The 21419-nt window shown below is 48.7% G+C and carries 17 protein-coding genes; 3 read left to right on the top strand and 14 right to left on the bottom strand.

What is annotated here, in order from left to right:
• Positions 1-57: 57 nt before the first annotated feature.
• The 12 genes from wecB to murJ all read right to left on the bottom strand — a co-directional run bounded on the left by wecB (position 58) and on the right by murJ (position 13727).
• Complete coding sequence (gene wecB, locus PHQ97_08210; protein MDD4392710.1) at positions 58-1173, bottom strand: UDP-N-acetylglucosamine 2-epimerase (non-hydrolyzing); 1116 nt, start codon at positions 1171-1173, stop codon at positions 58-60.
• A gap of 175 nt (positions 1174-1348) precedes the next feature.
• Positions 1349-2236, bottom strand: coding sequence for a dTDP-4-dehydrorhamnose reductase (gene rfbD / locus PHQ97_08205; GenBank protein MDD4392709.1), 888 nt, complete (start codon positions 2234-2236; stop codon positions 1349-1351).
• 126 nt (positions 2237-2362) lie between these two features.
• Complete coding sequence (gene rfbC, locus PHQ97_08200; protein MDD4392708.1) at positions 2363-2935, bottom strand: dTDP-4-dehydrorhamnose 3,5-epimerase; 573 nt, start codon at positions 2933-2935, stop codon at positions 2363-2365.
• Positions 2936-3541: 606 nt separating this feature from the next.
• The gene (gene rfbA, locus PHQ97_08195) at positions 3542-4414 is read right to left on the bottom strand and encodes a glucose-1-phosphate thymidylyltransferase RfbA (protein MDD4392707.1); all 873 of its coding nucleotides are present in this window, start codon (positions 4412-4414) and stop codon (positions 3542-3544) included.
• A gap of 141 nt (positions 4415-4555) precedes the next feature.
• The gene (gene rfbB, locus PHQ97_08190; protein ID MDD4392706.1) at positions 4556-5638 is read right to left on the bottom strand and encodes a dTDP-glucose 4,6-dehydratase; all 1083 of its coding nucleotides are present in this window, start codon (positions 5636-5638) and stop codon (positions 4556-4558) included.
• A 679-nt stretch (positions 5639-6317) separates the two neighbouring features.
• Positions 6318-7493, bottom strand: a complete 1176-nt coding sequence (locus PHQ97_08185; protein ID MDD4392705.1) for a GDP-L-fucose synthase — start codon at positions 7491-7493, stop codon at positions 6318-6320.
• Between the two features lie 141 nt (positions 7494-7634).
• Positions 7635-8012, bottom strand: coding sequence for a GxxExxY protein (locus PHQ97_08180; protein MDD4392704.1), 378 nt, complete (start codon positions 8010-8012; stop codon positions 7635-7637).
• A gap of 76 nt (positions 8013-8088) precedes the next feature.
• Positions 8089-9237 carry a GDP-mannose 4,6-dehydratase gene (gene gmd, locus PHQ97_08175; protein ID MDD4392703.1) on the bottom strand — a complete coding sequence of 383 codons (1149 nt, stop codon included), beginning with the start codon at positions 9235-9237 and terminating at the stop codon, positions 8089-8091.
• A 372-nt stretch (positions 9238-9609) separates the two neighbouring features.
• Entirely contained in the window at positions 9610-11271 is a 1662-nt protein-coding gene (locus PHQ97_08170; protein MDD4392702.1) for a UDP binding domain-containing protein, read from the bottom strand.
• Between the two features lie 303 nt (positions 11272-11574).
• A complete protein-coding gene (locus tag PHQ97_08165; protein MDD4392701.1) occupies positions 11575-11865 on the bottom strand; it encodes a hypothetical protein in 291 nt (96 codons plus the stop codon).
• Positions 11858-12166 (bottom strand): septum formation initiator family protein, encoded by a 309-nt coding sequence (locus PHQ97_08160; GenBank protein ID MDD4392700.1) that lies wholly within the window; start codon positions 12164-12166, stop codon positions 11858-11860. The genes PHQ97_08165 and PHQ97_08160 overlap by 8 nt, the downstream gene beginning before the upstream one ends.
• Complete coding sequence (gene murJ / locus PHQ97_08155; GenBank protein ID MDD4392699.1) at positions 12159-13727, bottom strand: murein biosynthesis integral membrane protein MurJ; 1569 nt, start codon at positions 13725-13727, stop codon at positions 12159-12161. Before murJ ends, PHQ97_08160 begins: the two co-directional genes overlap by 8 nt.
• A 229-nt stretch (positions 13728-13956) precedes the next feature.
• Here murJ and rpsT point away from each other — a divergent pair, with 229 nt between their 5' ends.
• Complete coding sequence (gene rpsT, locus PHQ97_08150; GenBank protein ID MDD4392698.1) at positions 13957-14223, top strand: 30S ribosomal protein S20; 267 nt, start codon at positions 13957-13959, stop codon at positions 14221-14223.
• A gap of 401 nt (positions 14224-14624) precedes the next feature.
• Here rpsT and lptE read toward each other — a convergent pair whose 3' ends face one another.
• Both lptE and leuS read right to left on the bottom strand, forming a co-directional pair.
• Complete coding sequence (gene lptE / locus PHQ97_08145) at positions 14625-15146, bottom strand: LPS assembly lipoprotein LptE (protein ID MDD4392697.1); 522 nt, start codon at positions 15144-15146, stop codon at positions 14625-14627.
• A gap of 167 nt (positions 15147-15313) precedes the next feature.
• Positions 15314-17914 carry a leucine--tRNA ligase gene (gene leuS, locus PHQ97_08140; GenBank protein ID MDD4392696.1) on the bottom strand — a complete coding sequence of 867 codons (2601 nt, stop codon included), beginning with the start codon at positions 17912-17914 and terminating at the stop codon, positions 15314-15316.
• 1058 nt (positions 17915-18972) lie between these two features.
• Between leuS and PHQ97_08135 the strand changes: the two genes are divergently transcribed.
• Together PHQ97_08135 and PHQ97_08130 are read left to right on the top strand one after the other, a co-directional pair.
• Entirely contained in the window at positions 18973-20433 is a 1461-nt protein-coding gene (locus PHQ97_08135) for an Rne/Rng family ribonuclease (protein MDD4392695.1), read from the top strand.
• 86 nt (positions 20434-20519) lie between these two features.
• A complete protein-coding gene (locus PHQ97_08130; GenBank protein MDD4392694.1) occupies positions 20520-21305 on the top strand; it encodes a hypothetical protein in 786 nt (261 codons plus the stop codon).
• Positions 21306-21419 lie beyond the last annotated feature (114 nt).

Here is a 21419-nt window from a genome sequence, read left to right as displayed (position 1 = left end):
CAATAAGTTTTTGAGAATCAGGCGTGCTGCTTCGCGATGCACGGGCTAAAAAAGCACTCACCGCTGAAAGGCCATTTCTCTGATGGAATCGACAACCCGTAACGCGGTTTTCCCATCCCATAGATCGATATCGGTTTTTTGAGTTTTTCCGTCACACAGAACAGTTTGAATACGAACTTCCAGATTTTCGGGATTGCACAGCCGGTTTGTCCCCAGGGTAATGGTAACAGGGCGCTCAGTATTCGGCCTCATGGTCAGGCACGGAATACCCAGATATGAGGTTTCTTCCTGAATGCCGCCGGAATCGGTAATGACCAGGCGGCAATTGAAAATCAGATTCATGAATTTGATATAACTTAACGGTTCGGCGATCAAAAGGTCGGGAAATCGGGTTAACGTTTTCATCAGACCGTTTTTTTCGAGATTATTCCGGGTGCGGGGGTGCAGCGGAAAAATCAGAGGGATCTGTTTTGAAACACGCCCCAGAATTTCACATATATTTTTTAGCAGCAGGGGGTTATCGACATTGGACGGTCTGTGAAATGTCACCACCCCATAGCCGTTTTTGCTGAAGCCATAGGCCTCATAGACCGATTCTTTCCGGATTTGATCCCGAAGCAGTTCCAGAGAATCAATCATGATATTGCCTACACGCCGGATTTTGTCTCTGGAAATGCCTTCCCGGATCAGATTTTCATCGCCATCGGCAGAAGGGGTCCATAGCATATCGGCAATTGAATCGGTTATCACGCGGTTAATCTCTTCAGGCATGGTTCTGTCAAATGAGCGAAGTCCCGCCTCAAGATGTGCCACCTTTATCCCGAGCTTTACGGCCGCAATACTTGCCGCCACGGTGGAATTTACATCCCCCACGACAACGACCAGGTCCGGCCGGGTATTGACCAGCGCTCTTTCATAGGCGATCATCACCTGGCCGGTCTGCTCCGCATGGGTTCCTCCCCCGACGCCAAGATGCAGATCCGGAGAAGGAAGCCCCAGATTCTGGAAAAAAATATCAGACATATTCAAATCATAATGCTGGCCCGTATGCACAATAACCGGATGCGCCCACGATTGGTTTTTTAATGCATGGTAAAGCGGTGCTATTTTCATGAAATTGGGTCTGGCAGCGGCTACCAGATGGATTTGTTTTTTTTGATTTTCTGAATTCATGTTCATTTGGACACCTTCTTTAGTAAGGGTTAAATGGCTGACAGCCGGTGGCCGGTGGCAAAACAGGCAGCAGGAAGAAAAGAGCAAAAAGGGAAAAAGCAGCTGCTGGCCTCCCTTTGCAGGGGGTGGCAGCATGGAGCGGGCAGAAAAAAAACAAATTAGACCTCTGGTATTCTTATATATTTGTCAACAATTCATCCAGCATTCGGGCTAAGCTTTCCTCCCAGGGCGGCGGGGCGATTCCGAATTTTTTCCGGATCTGCGTACAATCCAGAACCGAATAAGCCGGGCGTCGGGCCGGGGTCGGGTATTCTTTTGTTGTTACAGGAATAAGGTTCCTTACTTTTAAAGGATGTCGGGAACCTGCCAGTTCAAATATTTTCTTTGCAAATTCATACCAGGTTGTCTGTCCACTGCCGCAGTAATGCCAGGTCCCCCATGCGACATGCCGGCCTGAAAGAATACGTTCGGCGATCGTAAGAACGGCCTGAGCCAGATCCTCGGCATGTGTCGGGCAGCCAAACTGATCATTGACGACCTTAATCTCTTCGCGTTCCTGTCCCAGGCGAAGCATGGTCTTAACAAAATTATTTCCATGGATACCATACAGCCAGGCGGTTCTGAGAATGACATGCACCGGCAGTATTTTTCTGATTTCCGCCTCGCCATCGGCCTTGCTTTTTCCATACACGCCGATGGGTGAAATCGAATCGGTTTCAGCGTAAGCGCTGCCTTTTGTGCCGTCAAACACATAATCTGTCGAGATATGAATCAGAGGAATATTTGCCTGACTGCAGGCCTCTGCCAGATTCGCCGCGCCATTGCAATTGACTGCATACGCAAGGTCCGACTCGGATTCAGCCCGGTCAACAGCCGTATATGCCGCTGCATTGACAACCAGCCTGGCACCTGATTTTGCCACCATATCTTTAACGGCGGAAACATCGGTGATATCGAAATCAGGCAGATCCAGAGAAATGACATCAAAAACGCAGGGGACGGCTTTCCGTCTCAATTCCCGGCCGAGCTGGCCGTTGGCTCCGGTAACAATCAGTTTTTTCATGGTATTTATGTCTTTCACATATAAAATTGGTATAGGTTAAGGGGATAGGGAAAACAGCCCACCCCTTTCTGTCTGCTCTCTTTGCCCTCTGGCCTCTGGCTTAACTCAGTCCTCAGTCCTCAGCACTCAGTCCTCAGCACTGTCTTTGAACCCAGCCGGCAATCCGTCAGGGGGTATTTCCTTCAGCAACGGATATTTTTTGTCCTTCTCAGACAGGATGGGGTCTGATATCGGCCAGATTATATCGATATCCGGGTCCGAGAACAAAATGCCGCCTTCGTCATCCGGTGCGTAAAAATCCGTGCATTTGTATTGAAAAAGGGCGGTCGCACTGATTACGCAAAATCCATGGGCAAAGCCCTGCGGAATAAACAGCTGTCGTTTATTTATTTCCGAAAGGCGCACCCCCGACCAGTTACCGAATGTCGGAGACCCGGGACGGACGTCTACCGCCACATCAAATACCTCTCCCCGGATAACCTGAACCAGCTTTGCCTGTTGATGGTGCAGTTGATAATGCAGTCCTCTGAGCACTCCCCTGGAAGAACAAGACAGATTGTCCTGGACAAACGTACAGTTTATTCCGGCTTCAGCGTATTTTTTCTGCTGGTAGGTTTCCATGAAAAAGCCCCTTGGGTCTTCAAAAACACGGGGTTCTAAGATGACAACACCTTCTATGGGAGTTTTTATAAGTTTCACAAGATTTATTACCTGTTATTGGATATAGGGAAAATGGTTAAGGGTACAAGGTACAGGGTACAGGGTACAGGGTTAAGGGCAAAAACCGCTGGTGGACGACAAGAACAACGTCTTTTGGCATTAGAGATTGGCCTGATCTTTTAGCATTTTCTCCACGGTCCTTTTCAAAGACGGAATGTGATTCTTGCAGAGAATCATAAATTATTTCATAATCCACATGATCATCATGCATAAATCACTTCTTTTTCAACTCTTTCTATGAAACGACTGTTTATCTTGTTTCCCTTACGGACTATTTCAACTTCCCGATTAAATTTCTTTTCGAGATAAACCTATAATCCCGAAAGCCATAAGAACCGAGGCTCTTTTAGTTCAACGATCAAATCAATGTCGCTGTTTCGAGGCTCTGCGCGCCCTGCGCCTCAAGCGAAGCGAGCGGTAAATATATCCGGCAAAAAAATCTTGTTTTTTTGACAGAGTTTAAGGAATAAGGCAATAAATTTAGGGCCTTTCACCTGAGTTGCGGAGTGTACCGTTGAATAACGGGCGGACACTGGGGCCCGCCCCTACGCTCTTTACTCAGCCCTCAGCACTTTTCCCTTACCCTCAGTCCTTTGCCCTCAGCATCTCGATAAGATACTGACCGTAGCCGTTTTTCAGCAATGGCTGCGCCAGGTTCTCGACCTGTTCGGCGCGGATATAGCCCATCCGATAGGCGATTTCCTCGACACAGCCGACTTTCAGTCCCTGCCGGTTTTCAATGGCCTCGATATAATTGGCTGCCTGGGACAAAGATTCATGGGTACCGGTATCCAGCCACGCAATGCCCCGCCCCAGTTTTTCCACCCTGAGCGACTGCGATTCAAGATACACGCGGTTGACATCCGTTATTTCGAGCTCTCCCCGGGCCGACGGTTTCAGCCCTTTTGCAATATCCAGCACCCGGTTATCGTAAAAATAGAGGCCGGTCACTGCGTAATTGGATTTTGGCGTTACGGGTTTTTCTTCAATATCCCTGGCATTGCCGGCGCTGTCAAAACTGACCACACCGTATCGTTTCGGGTCCTTGACCCAGTAGCCGAAAACGATTGCTCCGGTTTTCAGGGCAGCGGCTTTCTGCAGTTTTTCGGACAGACCGTGGCCGTAAAACAGGTTGTCCCCCAGAATCAGGCAGACAGGGTCGGTCCCGACAAATTCCCGGCCGATGATAAACGCCTGTGCCAGGCCTTCAGGCCGGGGTTGTTCCGCGTATGAAAAAGACAGCCCCCATTGGGAGCCGTCTTCCAGCAGTTTTTTAAATTGCGGCAGATCTTCCGGGGTGGAAATGATCAGGATCTCACGGATTCCCGCCAGCATTAATATGGACAACGGATAATAAATCATCGGTTTATCGTAAACCGGCAGCAGCTGTTTGCTGACCACCCGGGTAATCGGATACAGGCGCGTACCTGATCCGCCGGCAAGGATGATTCCCTTCATGTTGATCTCCATGGTTAAGGGCAAAAGGGTTAAAAGTGTAAGGTATAGGGTTGAGGGTAAAAACAGCTGTTGGCTGATGGCCGGTAAAAGCAGACAGTAGGAAGTAAGCAAAAAAGCACAAAGAGGCATAGAACTCAGCCCTCAGCACTCAGTCCTGCCCTTATAATTGGTTTCCAGCCATTTTCGATATTCACCGCTTTGGACATCCTTGACCCACTTCATATGATTCAGATACCAGTCCACGGTATATTCAAGTGCCGCATCGAAGGTATGCGCGGGTTGCCATCCGAGTTCATTTCGAATTTTAGTGGCATCGATGGCATAACGCCGGTCATGGCCCGGGCGGTCCTTTACAAATCGGACCAGATTACGACTGGCGGCCGCCCCGGATCGCTGCAACCGCACATCCAGAATATCACAGAGGCTGTTGACGATTTCAATATTCCTGCGTTCTGAATTGCCGCCGATATTGTAAGTCTCCCCTGCCCGCCCCGCTTCAAAAACATTGAGGAGGGCATCACAGTGATCAAAAACATACAACCAGTCGCGGATATTTTTGCCGTCCCCATATATCGGCAACGGTTTGTGCTCGACAATGTTCATGATCATCAGGGGAATGAGTTTTTCAGGAAACTGGTAGGGACCGTAGTTGTTGGAACAGTTGGTTATGAGAGTTGGCAACCCGTATGTCCGGTACCAGGCCCTGACAAAATGATCCGATGCCGCCTTGGATGATGAATACGGGCTTGAAGGATCATAGGCGGTCTGTTCGGTAAAATATCCGTCATCCCCCAGGCTGCCATACACCTCATCGGTAGAAACATGCAAAAAGCGGAATGACGCGGGGGCTCCCTTTTCAGTCCAGTAACTCCGGCATGCCTCCAAAAGTGTAAACGTGCCGGCCACATTGGTCTGAACAAAGGATTCAGGGCCGAGTATTGAACGGTCTACATGAGATTCGGCGGCAAAATGAACCACCCCGTCAATTTTTTCCTGAAAAAGCAAGCGGGTCAAACGATCCCGGTCGCAGACAGTGCCGTGAACAAATCGGTGACGGGCTGCCAAATCCTCTGCCAGATCTTTGAAGTTGGAGAGGTTTCCCGCATAGGTCAGGGCATCCAGATTGATTATTCTCCAGTCGGGTCGAATATCAAGCGCATGGCGTATAAAATTTGACCCGATAAATCCGGCCCCGCCGGTCACTAATATATTTTTGTCAGTCATAAGGCCATCGTAATCGTTAGTGCCCATCCATAAATGTCTATTTTTCCCGTGTGCGTCAGGCGCAGATTTTAATTCTCAAAAGACTTCATGTACTTTTGCGGTTAAAATCATCGCCTTCCTTGAACTTGAAAAAACTATCCGGTTTCCGGATGGACAATAGTTAACAGTTAATCAGGGATCGTATAACCGATTCAGGCAAAAGGCATCCTGCTTTGCCGGCCCGAGCCCATACCATAATGTTATCAGCGACAGTATAAATTATTCACGATGATGAGACAAACTGTTCCTTAAAAAAACATGGGCCCATCCGTCTTCGCGGGGATGACGAATTAAACGCGGCGATGGCATAATGGCCGATCACAGAACCAACCCCGTTTTAAGAAAATAGCAAGTCAATCAATACATTTTTAAACCGCCAGATTTAAGACAGTTTCAGGTCACTGCTGACAAGCAGGGAATCATAAAATTATAGCCGTATAATTTCAACACTTATTTCGAAATAGGCGCCCGTCAAAAAAAAGTTCCGTACGGTAAAGGCACAATGGGTATTGGCGATTGGCCGGGGGACTTTAAAAACAGGTAGCAAGAAATAAAGCCGCAGGCAGAAAAAAAACAGCTCAGGGCGGATGGCCGGTGGCAAAAGCGGGGAGCAGGCACTGGTGGCTGGGGGACCCGGCGCTTAAGACAGACGCTGCAGGTATGAGTGGTATGTCTGTTTAATTCCGTCATAGACGGCGATATGAGATGACCACCCCAAGTGCTTCAGTCTGGAGACATCGAGCAGTTTTCTTGGGGTTCCGTCCGGTTTGGAGCTGTCCCAGATAATCTCACCCCTGAACCCCACGATGTCCCTTATCATGTCTGACAGTTCAGCAATGGTAATGTCCTGGCCAGTTCCCACGTTGATATGTGACATCATGGGCGAGGTAAAACGTTCATAAACCCGGTCCTCCAGACTCATGACAAATACGCATGCGGATGCCAGGTCATCGGCATGCAGAAATTCACGCCGGGGCGTCCCGGTGCCCCAGAGACGGACCGAAATATCAGAGGTCAGAGGTCGGAGGCCAGAGGTCGAAGGACAGGACTGTCGACTCTCGGCCCTTGACTCTTGACTCTCGACTCCCGACTGCAGGCTTTTACGGATATCATCCGGTATGGGGCCGTAAACGGCTTCATCTTTTTGAATGGCTTCCAGATCGCCTTCCAGGGCCAGTTTGGCCAGATGAAATTTTCGGATCATGGCCGGGAGCACATGGGAGTTTTCGAGATTGTAATTGTCATTCGGGCCATACAGATTGGTTGGCATCACGCTGCGGTATTTCGTGCCGTACTGACGGTTATAGGATTCACAAAGCTTGATTCCGGCAATTTTGGCTATGGCATACGGCTCATTGCTCGGCTCCAGATAACCGGTCAGAAGGCTGTCTTCGGCCATGGGCTGAGGTGCCAGTTTAGGATAAATGCAGGAGCTGCCCAGAAACAGCAGCCGTTTTACCCCTGCCCGGTATGCCTCATGAATGACATGGGTCTCGATCATCAGGTTTTCATAAATAAACCGGGCCGGATAGGTGTTGTTGGCATGGATACCCCCTACTTTTGCCGCGGCCAGCACCACCTGATCGATTTTTTCATTTTGGAAAAACTCCCGGACCGCCTGCTGGCTGGTCAGATCAAGCTCGTCATGGGTCCGGGTGATAATATTGGCAAAACCCTTCGCCCGGAGGCATCGGACAACGGCAGAGCCCACCATGCCCCGGTGACCGGCTACAAAAATAGAGTGCTGAGGGCTGAGGGCTGAGCACTGAGGGGAGGAAGCAGTAGAACAGGCTTGGGGCTTATGATTATTTGTCATTTTCTTTATCCTTTTGTTTTTGAACGGCTGATCTTAATCCACCGATTATCCTGAGCGTTTCGCTTACAAATACTATCACCGCAGAGACGCTGAGAACGCAGAGAATTAAACGTTCCATTCCTCTGGATTTCAGCCCATCAGTTACAGATTATTTACGATTCTGACAATTCCGTCTCGTATGAGCGTAATATTAAAGTTTAAAATAAGTCCCAAACGAATATTTGACAATTTAAGACAGGTTAACAATTGCGCCTGGTGGATCGGCTCAATTCGTTGGCACGATTTCAATTCAATAATAAGCCTTTTTTCAACAACAACATCCAGTCGATAACCACATTTTAAATGAAGTCCTTTATATTCAAGAGGTAGGGGAACCTGACTTTCAAAGACCAAACCTCTCAGACTTAATTCTCTGCACAAGCATTGTTCATATGCTGATTCCAGCAACCCAGGCTCAAGCATTTTATGAACCTCTATTGCCGCTCCAATAACATGACCGCTTAATTCATTGATATTCATCTATCGCCCGTCGGCATCAAGAATTAAAAACCATAAAAGCTCTGCGTTCTCCGCGCCTCTGCGGTAAAATAACCCTTTATTCGAAATTGTTATAAACAGGGAATCCGGCGGTGCGGCACAGGTGATCTTTTCCGGCTTCCTGAAGATCGGATTCGACCATTTCCGATACCAGCCGGCTGAAACGGGTACGGGGTGTCCAGCCAAGTTTTTCACGGGCTTTGGTGGCATCGCCGAGAAGCGTTTCAACTTCCGTGGGCCGGAAATACCGCGGATCGATTTTGACAATCACCTGCCCCGGCGCAGGCAGCTGACAGTCAGAAACCGCTGAAGGCAGATGAGAAACTTTTTTTTCGATATCGATCGCTGAAAGAATGCCCTTCTCGTTCACGCCTTCTCCCCGCCATTCGATTTGCATCCCCATTTGCCGTGCTGCAATATCGATAAACTCACGCACCGAGTGCTGCTCGCCGGTGGCGATTACAAAATCTTCCGGCTCGTCCTGCTGAAGCATGAGCCACTGCATTTCCACATAGTCCCGGGCATGGCCCCAGTCGCGTCTGGAATCCACGTTGCCCATGTAGACGCAATCCTGCATTCCCAGCCGAATCCGGGCCAGCGCACGGGTGATTTTACGGGTAACAAACGTCTCCCCCCGGATCGGAGACTCGTGATTGAACAGGATGCCGTTACAGGCGAACATGTTATAGGCTTCCCGGTAGTTGATGGTGATCCAGTAGGCATAAAGCTTGGCACAGGCATAGGGCGACCGGGGATAAAACGGGGTTTTTTCGGTCTGGGGTATTTCCTGCACCTTTCCATAAAGCTCGGAGGTGGAGGCCTGGTAAAACCGGGTACGCTGTTCAAGGCCCAGAATACGGATCGCTTCAAGAAGCCTGAGGGTCCCCAGCGCATCGCAATTGGCCGTATATTCCGGAGTTTCAAAGGATACCTGAACATGGCTTTGCGCCGCCAGGTTATAGATTTCATCCGGTTGAACTTCCTGAATGATACGAATCAGGTTGGTGGAATCGGTCAAATCTCCGTAATGCATAAAGAACCGGACATTTTTTTCATGCGGGTCCCGGTAAAGATGATCCACACGGGCCGTATTGAACATAGAGGCCCTTCGCTTAATCCCGTGAACTTCGTATCCCTTCTTGAGCAGAAAATCTGCCAGATAGGCCCCGTCCTGGCCTGTGATTCCGGTAATCAATGCTTTTTTCATGGTGTTCCTTATATTTAAAAAAATTGGTTAAGGGTTAAGGGTTAAGGGTTAAGGGTTAAGGGTTAAGGGGAAAAGGGAAAAGGGAAAAGGGAAAGCGGGGAATATGGAGTACGCAGTAAGGAGCAAAGAGAGGTAGTCCCCTGTGTTCTGTAACCGATTGGGCGGACACGGGGGTCCGCCCCTACAGTCCGAACCAGTGCCCCGCTTTTTCTACACTCCCTCTGGCTTCTGGCCTCTGACCTCTTACAGGCCCTTAACTCAGTCCTTATTCTTCTTACTCCCTACTTCTTACTCCCTACTTCCTACTCCCTACTCCCTACTTCTTACTCCCTACTTCTTACTCCCTACTCCCTACTCCCTACTCCCTACTACCTACTTTTTTTTATCGTCCCTTACCTCATCTTTGATCCGTTTGACGTGTCCACGGCCCAGGCCTTTGACCTCGCATCCAAGTTCAAAATAACGCCGGATACTGTCGTCATCCAGAATTCCAAAACAGTCGATCACGGCAGCCGGTTTTCCGATCATGCCGACCACCTGATCAGGAGACAGCTTAAGATAGGCCTGATGCCGCACGGCAAACACCACGGCATCGGCGCCCGGCAGACTATCTTCCAGGCGCTGACTGACGCGGATATCGCTCAGTTTTTCCTGATTACGGAAAAACCGTCCCTTGGACTGGCCGGGCGCCGGGTACGTGTCCTGTTTTTCCAGTTCCCACCAGTGCTGAACATAGGGGTCATGTACCACAAGCTCACCACCCATTTCCACCAGTTTTCGACAGATAATTTCCGATCCGCTGTAGCGGGTATCGCCCACATCTTCCCGGTAAGATGCCCCCAGCAACACAATCCTGGAGGCCGCGACAATCTTTCCCATATTTCGCAGGGCATCCCGCACCAGAGCCGCGGCATGGAGCCCGCGGCTGTCATTGATATCGATGGCCAGGGGGGTGATTTTGAACATATCATCTTCAAAGCCCATCAGCGTATGATACGCCCACACGCCCAGCCCGCCGTCCTTCGGCAGACAGTATCCGCCGATTCCGGGACCCGGAAAAATAATATTGGAATGGGTCGGACGGACCTTGATGGCATCGATGACCTTGATCAGATCCACGCCGTTACGTTCGGAGAACACACTCCATTCATTCAGAAACGCCAGAATCGTAGCGCGGTAGGAATTTTCCACTATCTTGCAGGTTTCACTTTCAAGCGGCCGGTCCAGAACCGTCAGGGGATACTGATCCACATTCAATATTTCAGATAAAAATTGTACGACCCGCTGACGGGCTTTTTCATTGATACCACTGCAAACCCGCCAGAAATCCCGGATGGAAGCCACATAATTTCTGCCGGGCATGACCCGCTCGAACGAATGGGACAGGAGCGGTTCGGCAGCGATTCCCCGGTTTTCAAAGGCTTTTTTAATAATGGGATACGCAACATATTCGGTGGTGCCGGGTGGAACCGTCGTTTCTATCAGCACCAGACAGTCAGGGCTGATCTTTTCACCGATAATTTTCAGGCTCTCTTCCAATGCGGCAATATCCGCCCGGCCCTGCCGGACATCATTCAAGGCCTCTTTCTGATAGTCACATTGCACATCCACCACCACGATATCGGCCAGCGCCAGGGCATCATAAGTAAAGGTTGCCGTCAGCGTTTTCTTTTCTTTCACACAGCGCTCGATCAAAGGTCCCACTTCCGGATCTTCAGCCTCCACCGGCGCAATCCCCCGATTCAGATAGCGAATTTTCCAGAATGATCGGATCGAGGGCCGCTGCATGCCAATGACAAATTTTGAGGATTCGCCGGTTTTTCTGTCCACCGAATCGGCAACGACTCCGGCCATGACAGCACCGACAAAACCAACGCCCATGACCACGACGATCTTTCTGCCTTTCTGGCGCTGCTCACCGGCAAGCGCTTGAAGCCGTTTCAATTCGATGGCATAATCCTGCTGACCGGGAAGCTCAAACGACTCCCCTGTCGGAGCAATGGATACCTGATTTTGAGACACGATATCTGACATTATTTTCTCCTTGTTGGAATGATTGCTGGGTATGGCGCCCTGCGGGCGGACACGGGGGGGCCGCCCCTGCGCCTACGAGTTATCCCTCATTTCTTACTCTGTCTTCTGACCTCTGCCCCCAAAGTAGAAGAGCCATCCTGGCTCTTTTTTAAGAGGCTGGAAGCCTCTTCTACTGTTTGTTCCCCGACCTCCGACCGCTGATTTCTGACCTCTGGCCTCTGGCCTTAACTCAGTCCTTTTCATATTACCCTAACTAATGACTAGTGTAGCATTAGCCGGCCTCACGGTCAATAAACCCGGAGACTATTTTTCGTTTGGATTTTTAAGCAAGCGCAGGCGGTTAAGTTTTTCGAGTGTGATGTGGCACAGCATGAGATTGATCCATTCGCTGAATAGCGGGAGCAGATCACATAGCTGTTTATCCCCTTTTTTCTGACAGCCTGACTCCAGCTCCGCTATGGCCTCTATAACATCACGGCGCTCCGGTTCAGCCACAAGCAGCTGGTTATAGATGTCAAGGGCCTTTTGGATATAGCCCTGACGGGCATAAAGAGACGCCATCGTGGCGGTACGGGCGGAATTTTGATCATTCATGCAGCGGTTTTTTCTTTCCGTTTTCTAAAAATTTGATGATGATTTCGTCCTTTCCGATCATCCCCAGTTCTTGTCTGGCTACCGTCCCGATATATTCCGGATCAAATTTTAGCCGGTCAAGCGTCCTGCATAAAGACAGATTTTCGGCTGAGGTCCCCTGGCTGGATTCAATCAGCCGTGCTTTGCTCTTTTTGAGCGAATATACTTCGAGAAGGCCATTATTGCTGAATACAATAAAAAAAACCAGGGAAAATAAAATGGCAATCGAAACAGATAAAAGAATTCTCTGGAACCTACTCACGCTTGCCATTCTCCTCCCGGGACAGGCTCTCAAGTTCAGGGCTTTTCAAGACATAGCACGAAGCGGCGTATACGGCCACTCCGAATACCACGCATCCCGAAAACCCCCAGAAAAGAGGCGCTGAGGGCTTATCTGACGCAGGAATGACCCATCGTGCCATGAGCCATACGCAAGCCCCCATTATTGCAGAACCGGTCATGGTTTTGCAAGCAGATAACGTAACGGATTTCCACTGTGGAAACCCGATCCGCCTGACCAATGCGGCAACCAGAAGTATCAGGTTAAGCGTGGAGGCCAGTGAGGCGGATAGCGCAATGCCACAGTGCCCCATCGATTTCATGAGGATGATGCCCAGTGCGATGTTAACTGCGACAGAGACGACGCCTGTTTTTACCGGGGTACGGGCGTCCTGAAGCGCATAAAATATCGATACCACAATTCTGACGGCAGAAAAAGCCCACAGCCCCATTCCATAATAGAATAAAGCGGCTGCGGTCTGTCTCGTGCTTTCGGCATCAAATGCGCCCCGCTGGAACAGCAAGGCCACGATGGGTTCGTTTAGCACCATGAGGCCTACCATCGAAGGCACCGTGATAAAAAACACCAGATTCAGGCTATAGGCAACGGTATCGTTCAACGCATCATATTTTTTTCCCAATGCCTGGCGGGACAGGGTCGGCATCACGGCCGTTGCCATGGCAATGGCAAAAATTCCCAGCGGGAACTGAACCAGACGGTCCGCATAATACAGATACGACACGCTGCCCTCCTCAAGAAAGGAGGCCAGAAGTGTCCCTGCTAAAATATTGATTTGATAAACCGCCGTACCGAATATGGCCGGCAGCATAAGCCTTCCTACTTTTTTCAGCCCGGCATGACAAACCGTTGCCGCCTTCCAGAATATAATCCTCTGGCTCAGCAAAAATGGAATCTGAAGCAACAGCTGCAGCAGGCCGCCGATGAGGACCCCTATCGCCAGGCCGACCACCGGACGGTTCAGGTGCGGAGAAACCAGAAGCGCCGACCCGATAATGGCAACATTCAGAAAAACCGGGGCAAAGGCCGGTGCGGCAAAATGCCCCAACGAATTGAGAATGCCCATGCATAAAGCCACCAGCCCAATAAAAAACAAATATGGAAACATGATCCGGGTCAGCGTGACCGTCAGGGAAAACTGCCCGGACATCGGATCAAAACCCGGAGCAAATACGCGCACCATCATCGGCGCCAGCACAACGCCCCCGACCACGATGACAACCAGAATGGCGGAAAGCAGCCGGATGGCAGATCGTGCCATATGAAGCGCCTCATCTCTTCCCTGACGCGTCAGATACTCCGTAAATACGGGGATGAAGGCAATACTCAACGATCCTTCGGCAAACAGCCGCCTGAACAGATTGGGGATTCTAAAAGCCACAAAAAACGCATCCGAATTTCCCCCGGCCCCGAAAAGGCAGGCAATGATCATGTCCCGGATGACCCCCAGCATGCGGCTGAATAATGTTGCGCTCCCTACGACTCCGGCGGCTCTGGTGACCTGCATATTTTCGGATTTCGACATCGTATCCAATTTCCTGCCTGATTATCTGCCTGATAAATCGAATTCGCCATTTTTTATGTATTGACATTTTTCAGGACATTGATGATAACAAAAAAAGGAAACCCGGTAACTGTTTTTCTTTGCCGGTTTTCTTTGACGACATTTTTTCTTATTGACAATCTCTTCTGACTTTTGTATTTAAATCACTTTTTGAAAAGTATCTTTATATCCTTAGAAAGGGGCATATAACTTGGCTAATCATAAATCCGCAATAAAACGTGCACTACAAAACGAAACCAGACGGTTGCGAAACAAGGGTGTTAAAAGCAGAATTAAAAATGTAGTAAAACAGGTGCGCCTTGATGCTGCTGAAAATAACGCAGATTCTGCCGTCAAGGATCTCATTGCCGCACAGGGGGCTATAGACAAAGCATCCAAAAGAGGAGTGATTCATTCCAAAACGGCTGCCAGAAAAATTTCCCGCCTGTCAAAACTGGTTAATGGCATCAACGCATAGCAAGGCAACCGCGTTTCGTTCCTGAATCGGCCCTGGGGGCCTTTAGAATTGACCTTTCAGGGCTTAAGGGCTCATTCAAAAATAACTTCACATTTTAAACGCCGATGCATCCTGCCTGGTTGCGTCACGAAAGCTCTGAATATGCTTGATATTCATACACTTTCGTGCCTTGCCGGACAGGCGCCTCAACACTTAAAATTGCGAACTTATTCCTGAGCGAACCCTTAAAATTGCGAACTTATTTCTGAGCGAACCCTAAGGGCCGGTTTTTCTACTCCCCGCTTGATGACAGCCATCTGTCATGGACTTCAGCTGACATTTTTTACCGCGTACCGGCCAATAAATCACATGACCATCGGCACGGCTCTGGTCTGATGGATGCTGTCAGGCCAGCAGAAAGATCAGAAGCGATCGGTTAGCCGATAATAGACTTTTTCTGCAATGCGTTTGGATATCTCCGATATGGCAATTCGACGGTTCTGTTCCGTGACTGATTTTTCCGACACGACCAGATAGACCTCACTATCGGAAATATTATTGGCCGACCATATCACATCGCCCTGTGAATCCATCATTTTCAGATCCATACAAACGGTTACGCGAGTTTCGATCGACGTATGGCTGTCTCTGTGCGACACAGAATCGATGGTCATGGATTTTACAGTTCCATGAAGAAATGCGTCTGCCCTGTCACGTTCGTTTGCAACCGGGTTTCCGTTTCGAATGAACTCGATGACCAGATCGTTGCTGAACACACTCTCGATCCCGGTCTCGGCGGTTCGATTTTCAAAGACATTGATAAAGATCGATTGTACGTTGCCCGGAAGCACCCCGTTGCCCGAAAACCGGTAACCGCAACCGGAACATGCCATCATGAAAAACAGCAGAAAAAAAATCGGAATATATTTTTTTACAGTACTCAATAAAAGCCTCCCTTTAAAAAGTAGGCAGTAATCAGTAGGGAGCGGGCAGTAGACAGCAAAGTGCAAAGGAACATAGCATATGCGGCTATCAGTTATTTACTGTTTACGCCTTACTCCTTACTCCTTACTCCTTACTCCCTGCTCCCTGCTCCCTGCTCCCTACTTGCCTATATCACAATATTAACCAGCTTTTTCTTGATCACAATGACTTTTTTTACCGGTTTTCCGGCGATAAACCGGATGGTATTGTCATCGGAAAGTGCGATTTTTTTAATAGTTTCATCATCCGCATCCGCATCCACGGTAAACCGGCCTCGGAGTTTGCCATTCACCTGAATCACGATGACCAGTTCGTCTTTTTCGAGCGCCTCTTCTTTCCATGTCGGCCAGGACCTGGCCACGATACCGGTATCATATCCGAGAGACTGCCAGAGTTCTTCGCAAAAGTGGGGCACGATCGGCGCCAGAAGCAGGACAGCAGATTCAATTGCAAACCGCATAACGCTGCTGTTCCGGCAGCTTTCTCCTGAGGAATCCTGAGGGTCCATTCCGTACATGGCATTGACCAGTTCCATGACCGCGCTGATGGCCGTGTTAAAATGAAACCGGTCTTCAATATCGCCGCTTACCTTCTTGATCGCAGCATGTGTTTTTTTATACAGGTCTCTGAATTTTCCTTCCAGTTGATCCGGACTGCCGTCAAAGGCATCGACATCTTTGATACGTTCCATCCAGGAAACGGCCAACCGCCAGATCCGGTTCAGAAAACGAAAGCCCCCATCAACCCCCTGCTCACTCCATTCCAGATCTCTTTCCGGCGGCGCGGCAAACAGGCAGAACAGCCGGGTGGTATCGGCTCCGTACCTGTCAAGAAGCACATTGGGATCAATGACATTTTTTTTGGATTTTGACATTTTTTCAACCCGGCCGATAGTTACCTGACTGCCGCATTTACTGCAGATCCGCTGCTCACCGCTTCCCACGACTTCCTCCGGAAATATAAATCCGTGTTCCGGGCATGATGCAGTTTCCTTACAGACCATACCCTGGGTCAGAAGACGGGTAAACGGTTCGTTGTGATCCACCAGACCGAACGCTTTCAGCACACGGGTAAAATAGCGGGAATACAGCAGATGCAGGATGGCATGTTCCACACCGCCGATATATTGATCCACCGGCATCCAGTAGGCAACCGCTTCTTTGTCAAACATGCCTTTATCATATGCGGGGCTGCAGTATCGATCAAAATACCAGGAGGATTCCACAAATGTGTCCATGGTATCGGTTTCCCGCCGGGCATCCGTACGGCCGCATTCCGGGCAGGTGGTCTGTTTGAACGAATCCAGAAACGGAAGCGGTGATTTGCCGCCTTCAAGCAGATTGGCATCTTCGGGAAGCGTTATCGGCAGATCTTCCAGAGAAGCCGGAACAATTCCGCAGGATTTACAATGGATCATGGGAATAGGCGCGCCCCAATAGCGCTGTCTGGAAATCCCCCAGTCTCTCAGCCGGAAACTGATGGTCTTTTTACCGATCCCCCTTTGGGCCATCTCCGCAACGATATCTTCTTTGGCCTGCGTATTGCGGATGCCGTTAAACCGGCCGGAATTGATCATATTTCCTTCTCCGGCATAGGCTTCGGTCATGATGCCGGAATCGGGTTCTCCTTCTTCCGGTTTTACTACCGGTATAATCTCCAGCCCGTATTTTTCAGCAAAATCAAAATCCCTCTGGTCGTGAGCCGGTACAGACATGACCGCACCCGTACCATATTCCATCAGGGCAAAATTAGCGGTATAAATGGGCATTCGGTAGCCGCTCATGGGATTGATACACCAGGCGCCGATAAAAACGCCTTCTTTTTCATAATTTTCCAGGGCCTTTACCGATCGTTCCTGAAGCGCCATTCGATCGACAAACGCACGCGCCTGGGTTTGCTGCCGGGTACCTTCAGACAGCTCAAGCACCAGCGGATGCTCCGGCGCCAGACACATAAATGTTGCCCCAAAAATCGTATCCGGCCGTGTTGTAAAAACGGAAATATCCTGATCACGCCCCTCAATAGCAAACCGGATCTCAGCGCCGTAACTTTTCCCGATCCAGTTTCTCTGCATGGTCGTGACCTTTTCCGGCCATCCCGGCAGCTGATCGCAATGCACCAGCAGATCATCGGCATAATCGGTAATCCGGAAAAACCACTGCCAGAGTTTTTTCTGACGCACCTGTCTGCCGCAGCGCCAGCACATGCCCGATTCCACCTGTTCATTGGCCAGAACGGTCTGGCAGGTGTCACACCAGTTTACGAACGATTCCTTCCGGTACACCATGCCTTTTTCATACATTTTAATAAACAGCCACTGCTCCCACCGGTAATATTTCGGATGACAGGTGGCTATTTCCCGGTTCCAGTCATAGCTGAATCCCATGCGTTTGAGTTGTGCCCGCATGGTTTTAATATTTTCATACGTCCATTTTGCCGGATGGGTGTTGTTGGCAATTGCCGCATTTTCCGCGGGCATACCAAACGCATCCCAGCCCATGGGGTGAAGGACGTTATATCCCCGCATCGTTTTGTATCTGGCGATCACATCTCCGATGGTATAATTTCTCACATGCCCCATATGAATCTTACCGGACGGATAGGGAAACATTTCCAAAAGATAATATTTTTTCTTATCCGGATCTTCGGTAACTTCAAACATCTTTGATTCATCCCAGAATCTCTGCCATTTGGCCTCTATGGCCTGCGGATTGTATTTTTCTTCCATGATATATACTCAACCTCCGGTATATGAACTGCAATGGGCTTCATTCCGTTTTTACTGCGACGGGCTTACGTACACCTTATTGCAAAAAATTCGCGACGCCTTGAACGTAAACTTTTTACGCGTTCACCACTCTTCATCTTCAAAAAACAAAATGTCGCGCGGCTGGAACCCGATCCTGACGCAAAAATTGAAAAAAATGGGGTTGGCCCTATCATCGGCCATTGCGTCATTTCCTCGCTGTAGAAATAAATCCGGCCGAAGTTAAAACCAAGCCCCAAAAAACAGACAGTTGTGGATGGCCACGACCTGAGGGCTTGCTCAAAAACCGATCCGTGTCCGTAATCCTCATGCCACAATATGACATAAATAGCAAGACTGCCGCCACGGTTTCATCCGGCTGAGTTCCAAAATGAATAACTCTGAAAACACAGGCCAGACGCCTGCTGTCCAATGCAAAGGAATTAGTGCATTTACGTCATTTTATGTGTTATATTTAATTTTCATTACGACGGACGGGATATTTCGTCAACACGCCCACGGATAATTCCGTAAAAAAACCGTAATGGAATTAAAATCGGAAGACTTACGACTTTTGACTCACAACTGAAGACTGACCGTTTCATGACTGACAAAAAGACAATTATTAAGAAAACAATTGACTTGTTACTATCAATTTCATATTCATGTAAATTAACCAAATGCCCTAAGGCTCCCATCCGGACAGATCAGCAGAAATCTGCTTTACCCGATCAACCGAATATTTCATGGACTTTCCGGGTGATATTTCAGACACACGCGACATGGTGAATTCAAAACGATCCGGACAACATATTTTATTTAACCGGAGCATAAAATATAAGATATTCAATTGCTATCAATGCCATCGGCTTGAAAAAATTACACTTCAGATCGGCATGTAATGACGCTTTCCGGGAATTTATCCGTGGCCACCCCTTTCATGCGGACAAAAAATGAGATTTAATTTTTTAAGTCTTTTGCATTGATGAAAATACTCTGAAAAAAGAGTATGAGAGGAGAGAAAAAAGGATGAACATTGTATGAACATTAAGATATTAATCAACGCCATCGATCCGGAAGAATGCCGGATAGCGACGGTAAAGGACAACAAGCTTGAAGAATTTAATATCGAAACCACTACAAGAGAAATTACACAGGGCAATATTTATAAAGGAATCGTCACCCGGATTGAACCGGCGCTTCAGGCCGCATTCGTAGATTACGGAGCAGAGCGGCATGGATTTCTTCAAAAAAATGAAATCCACAGTGATTACTATCAGGATAACCATACCGGAGATAATTCCATCGAAAATATTGTCAAACGAGGGCAGGAAGTTCTAGTACAGGTCAGCAAAGAGCCGGACATGAAAAAGGGGGCGATGCTTACCACGTTTGTGTCCCTGCCCGGCCGGCATATCGTCCTGATGCCGGGAAGTAGCAGCCGGGGCGTATCCAGAAAAATTGAAGACGAGGAAGAAAGAGCCCGGCTCAAAGACCTTATGGAGTCTCTGAAAATGCCGGATGGTTTTGGTCTCATCATTCGAACCGCCGGCTCTGACTGCTCCAAGACACTGATATACAAAGACCTCCGGTACCTGCTGAAGCTCTGGAAAAACATCATGACCAAGGGGCTCAATGAAAAAGCCCCGACCCTGCTGTACAAGGACCGGATTCTGGCTCTCAGATCCATTCGGGATTCGTTTTCGGATGATGTGACCGGCATTCTGGTGGATAACGACGCCATGTTCAATGAAGTCAAAGAATTTATCAATATTATTTCCCCGAAACATACAAAAATTGTCAAGCTCCACAAGGGGCCAAAACCCATTTTCACGAAATACCAGCTGGAAGATCAGATCGCTTCCATTTTTGAGACACGGGTCATCTTAAAATCAGGCGGCTCCATTGTGATCGAACGTACCGAAGCGATGGTAACCATCGATGTCAATTCCGGCAAAGCCATCCATAAAAAATCCGTTGAAGCGACGGCGTTTTTAACCAATATCGAGGCGGCGGAAGAAATTGCCCGACAACTGAGAATGAGAGATCTCGGAGGGCTTATCGTCATTGATTTTATCGACATGAGAGAGACCAAGCATAAAATGGAAGTTGAGAAGACCCTCAAAAACCATATTAAACCGGATAAAGCACGGACAAAAGTGGGGAGAATCTCAAAATTCGGTCTGATAGAAATGTCCAGACAACGAATCAGGCCTTCCATTGAATTTGGCAGTTACGAACCCTGCCCGTACTGCCGTGGAAAAGGCCTCACGCCTTCAACGGAAACAATGGGGTTGAGTTTTTTACGGAAACTGCGCATAGAAACCCTGAAATCAGATATTCACACAGTAAAAGGCATTGTCCCTGTGAGGGTCGCGGACTACCTGCTCAATAAAAAGCGGAAGGAAATTCTGGATCTTGAACTTAGAAGGGATCTGAGTATCAAAATAGAAGGCGACACGTCCTTGATACCGGGCAAATGCAAAATTATGAGTGAATGAGAAAATCAGAGGGCAGAGGGCAGAGGGCAGAGGGCTCTTGACTCACGACTCACGACTCACGACTGTCAACGTACGCTGGAGGTTACATGCCGGCAAAATCATCAGGCAAAGTCAATAAAATCATCATCTTTTCGATCATCATCATCCTGACGATGGCGGGTGCAATTGGGGTGAGCCTTTTCATGAAAAGCCATTCAAACAAGATGACCGGCACCTCTGCGCCCGAAAACCGTATATCCATAAAGGCCCCACCGCTCATCGATTACAATACACTGGAAAAAGACGAGGCGCTTAAGGCGATGATGCAGCGCCGAAAAGAAAAATACGGTTTGGAAAAAGGCGTCAATATCATTGCCAGGCCGGATGAATCCCTGAAAATCGGAAACTCAACAGTCACAATGAGGGAAATTTTAGACAGCATCCATCTGGATAAAGGCAACATCATTGAAGGCAATCTGCTGCAGCCCGGCGATGTGCCCGGCTCCAAAACCGCCGTGTATACAGACACCAATGACGTTTATGGTATTTATATTGTCCAGCCGGGCGACAATATCTGGAACATCCATTACAGATTTTTGAAAAGCTATTTTGGACACAGGGGAATAGCCCTCTCCCCTGTTGCCGATGAACCGGATATCAAGGGACACAGCTCAGGTGTCGGAAAAATTTTGAAATTTTCCGAAACAATGGTATACATTTACAATGTCAAAGACCGAAAACTTGAAGCGGATATCCACCTGATTTACCCGTTAAGCAAAATAGTCGTATTCAATATGAAAGAATTGTTTACGCTTCTGGATCAAATTGATTATCCCCGCGCTAATCACATCCAGTTTGACGGAGAAACCATTTGGATACCGACGGAACAGTAACGGTCTTGAGCTTTGTGGCCGGTTTCTGACAAACAAAATATGAAGAACTATTTGACGCCAACAATCTTTTACAGTATATCTGCGCCATTTCACTTGGCAATGGGTGTGGGAAAA

It is taken from the genome of Desulfobacterales bacterium (assembly GCA_028704555.1).
Lineage (GTDB): Bacteria > Desulfobacterota > Desulfobacteria > Desulfobacterales > JAQWFD01 > JAQWFD01.
The sequence above is the reverse complement of the archived record's forward strand: the minus strand, read 5'-3'. Positions and strand labels throughout refer to the sequence as shown.

Excerpts from the sequence above, each read along its gene's own strand:
- wecB (MDD4392710.1), bottom strand. The coding sequence starts at position 1,173 with ATGAATTCAGAAAATCAAAAAAAACAAATCCATCTGGTAGCCGCTGCC.
- rfbD (MDD4392709.1), bottom strand. The coding sequence starts at position 2,236 with ATGAAAAAACTGATTGTTACCGGAGCCAACGGCCAGCTCGGCCGGGAA.
- rfbA (MDD4392707.1), bottom strand. The coding sequence starts at position 4,414 with ATGAAGGGAATCATCCTTGCCGGCGGATCAGGTACGCGCCTGTATCCG.
- rfbB (MDD4392706.1), bottom strand. The coding sequence starts at position 5,638 with ATGACTGACAAAAATATATTAGTGACCGGCGGGGCCGGATTTATCGGG.
- PHQ97_08185 (MDD4392705.1), bottom strand. The coding sequence starts at position 7,493 with ATGACAAATAATCATAAGCCCCAAGCCTGTTCTACTGCTTCCTCCCCT.
- PHQ97_08180 (MDD4392704.1), bottom strand. The coding sequence starts at position 8,012 with ATGAATATCAATGAATTAAGCGGTCATGTTATTGGAGCGGCAATAGAG.
- gmd (MDD4392703.1), bottom strand. The coding sequence starts at position 9,237 with ATGAAAAAAGCATTGATTACCGGAATCACAGGCCAGGACGGGGCCTAT.
- PHQ97_08170 (MDD4392702.1), bottom strand. The coding sequence starts at position 11,271 with ATGTCAGATATCGTGTCTCAAAATCAGGTATCCATTGCTCCGACAGGG.
- PHQ97_08165 (MDD4392701.1), bottom strand. The coding sequence starts at position 11,865 with ATGAATGATCAAAATTCCGCCCGTACCGCCACGATGGCGTCTCTTTAT.
- murJ (MDD4392699.1), bottom strand. The coding sequence starts at position 13,727 with ATGTCGAAATCCGAAAATATGCAGGTCACCAGAGCCGCCGGAGTCGTA.
- leuS (MDD4392696.1), bottom strand. The coding sequence starts at position 17,914 with ATGGAAGAAAAATACAATCCGCAGGCCATAGAGGCCAAATGGCAGAGA.
- PHQ97_08135 (MDD4392695.1), top strand. The coding sequence starts at position 18,973 with ATGAACATTAAGATATTAATCAACGCCATCGATCCGGAAGAATGCCGG.
- PHQ97_08130 (MDD4392694.1), top strand. The coding sequence starts at position 20,520 with ATGCCGGCAAAATCATCAGGCAAAGTCAATAAAATCATCATCTTTTCG.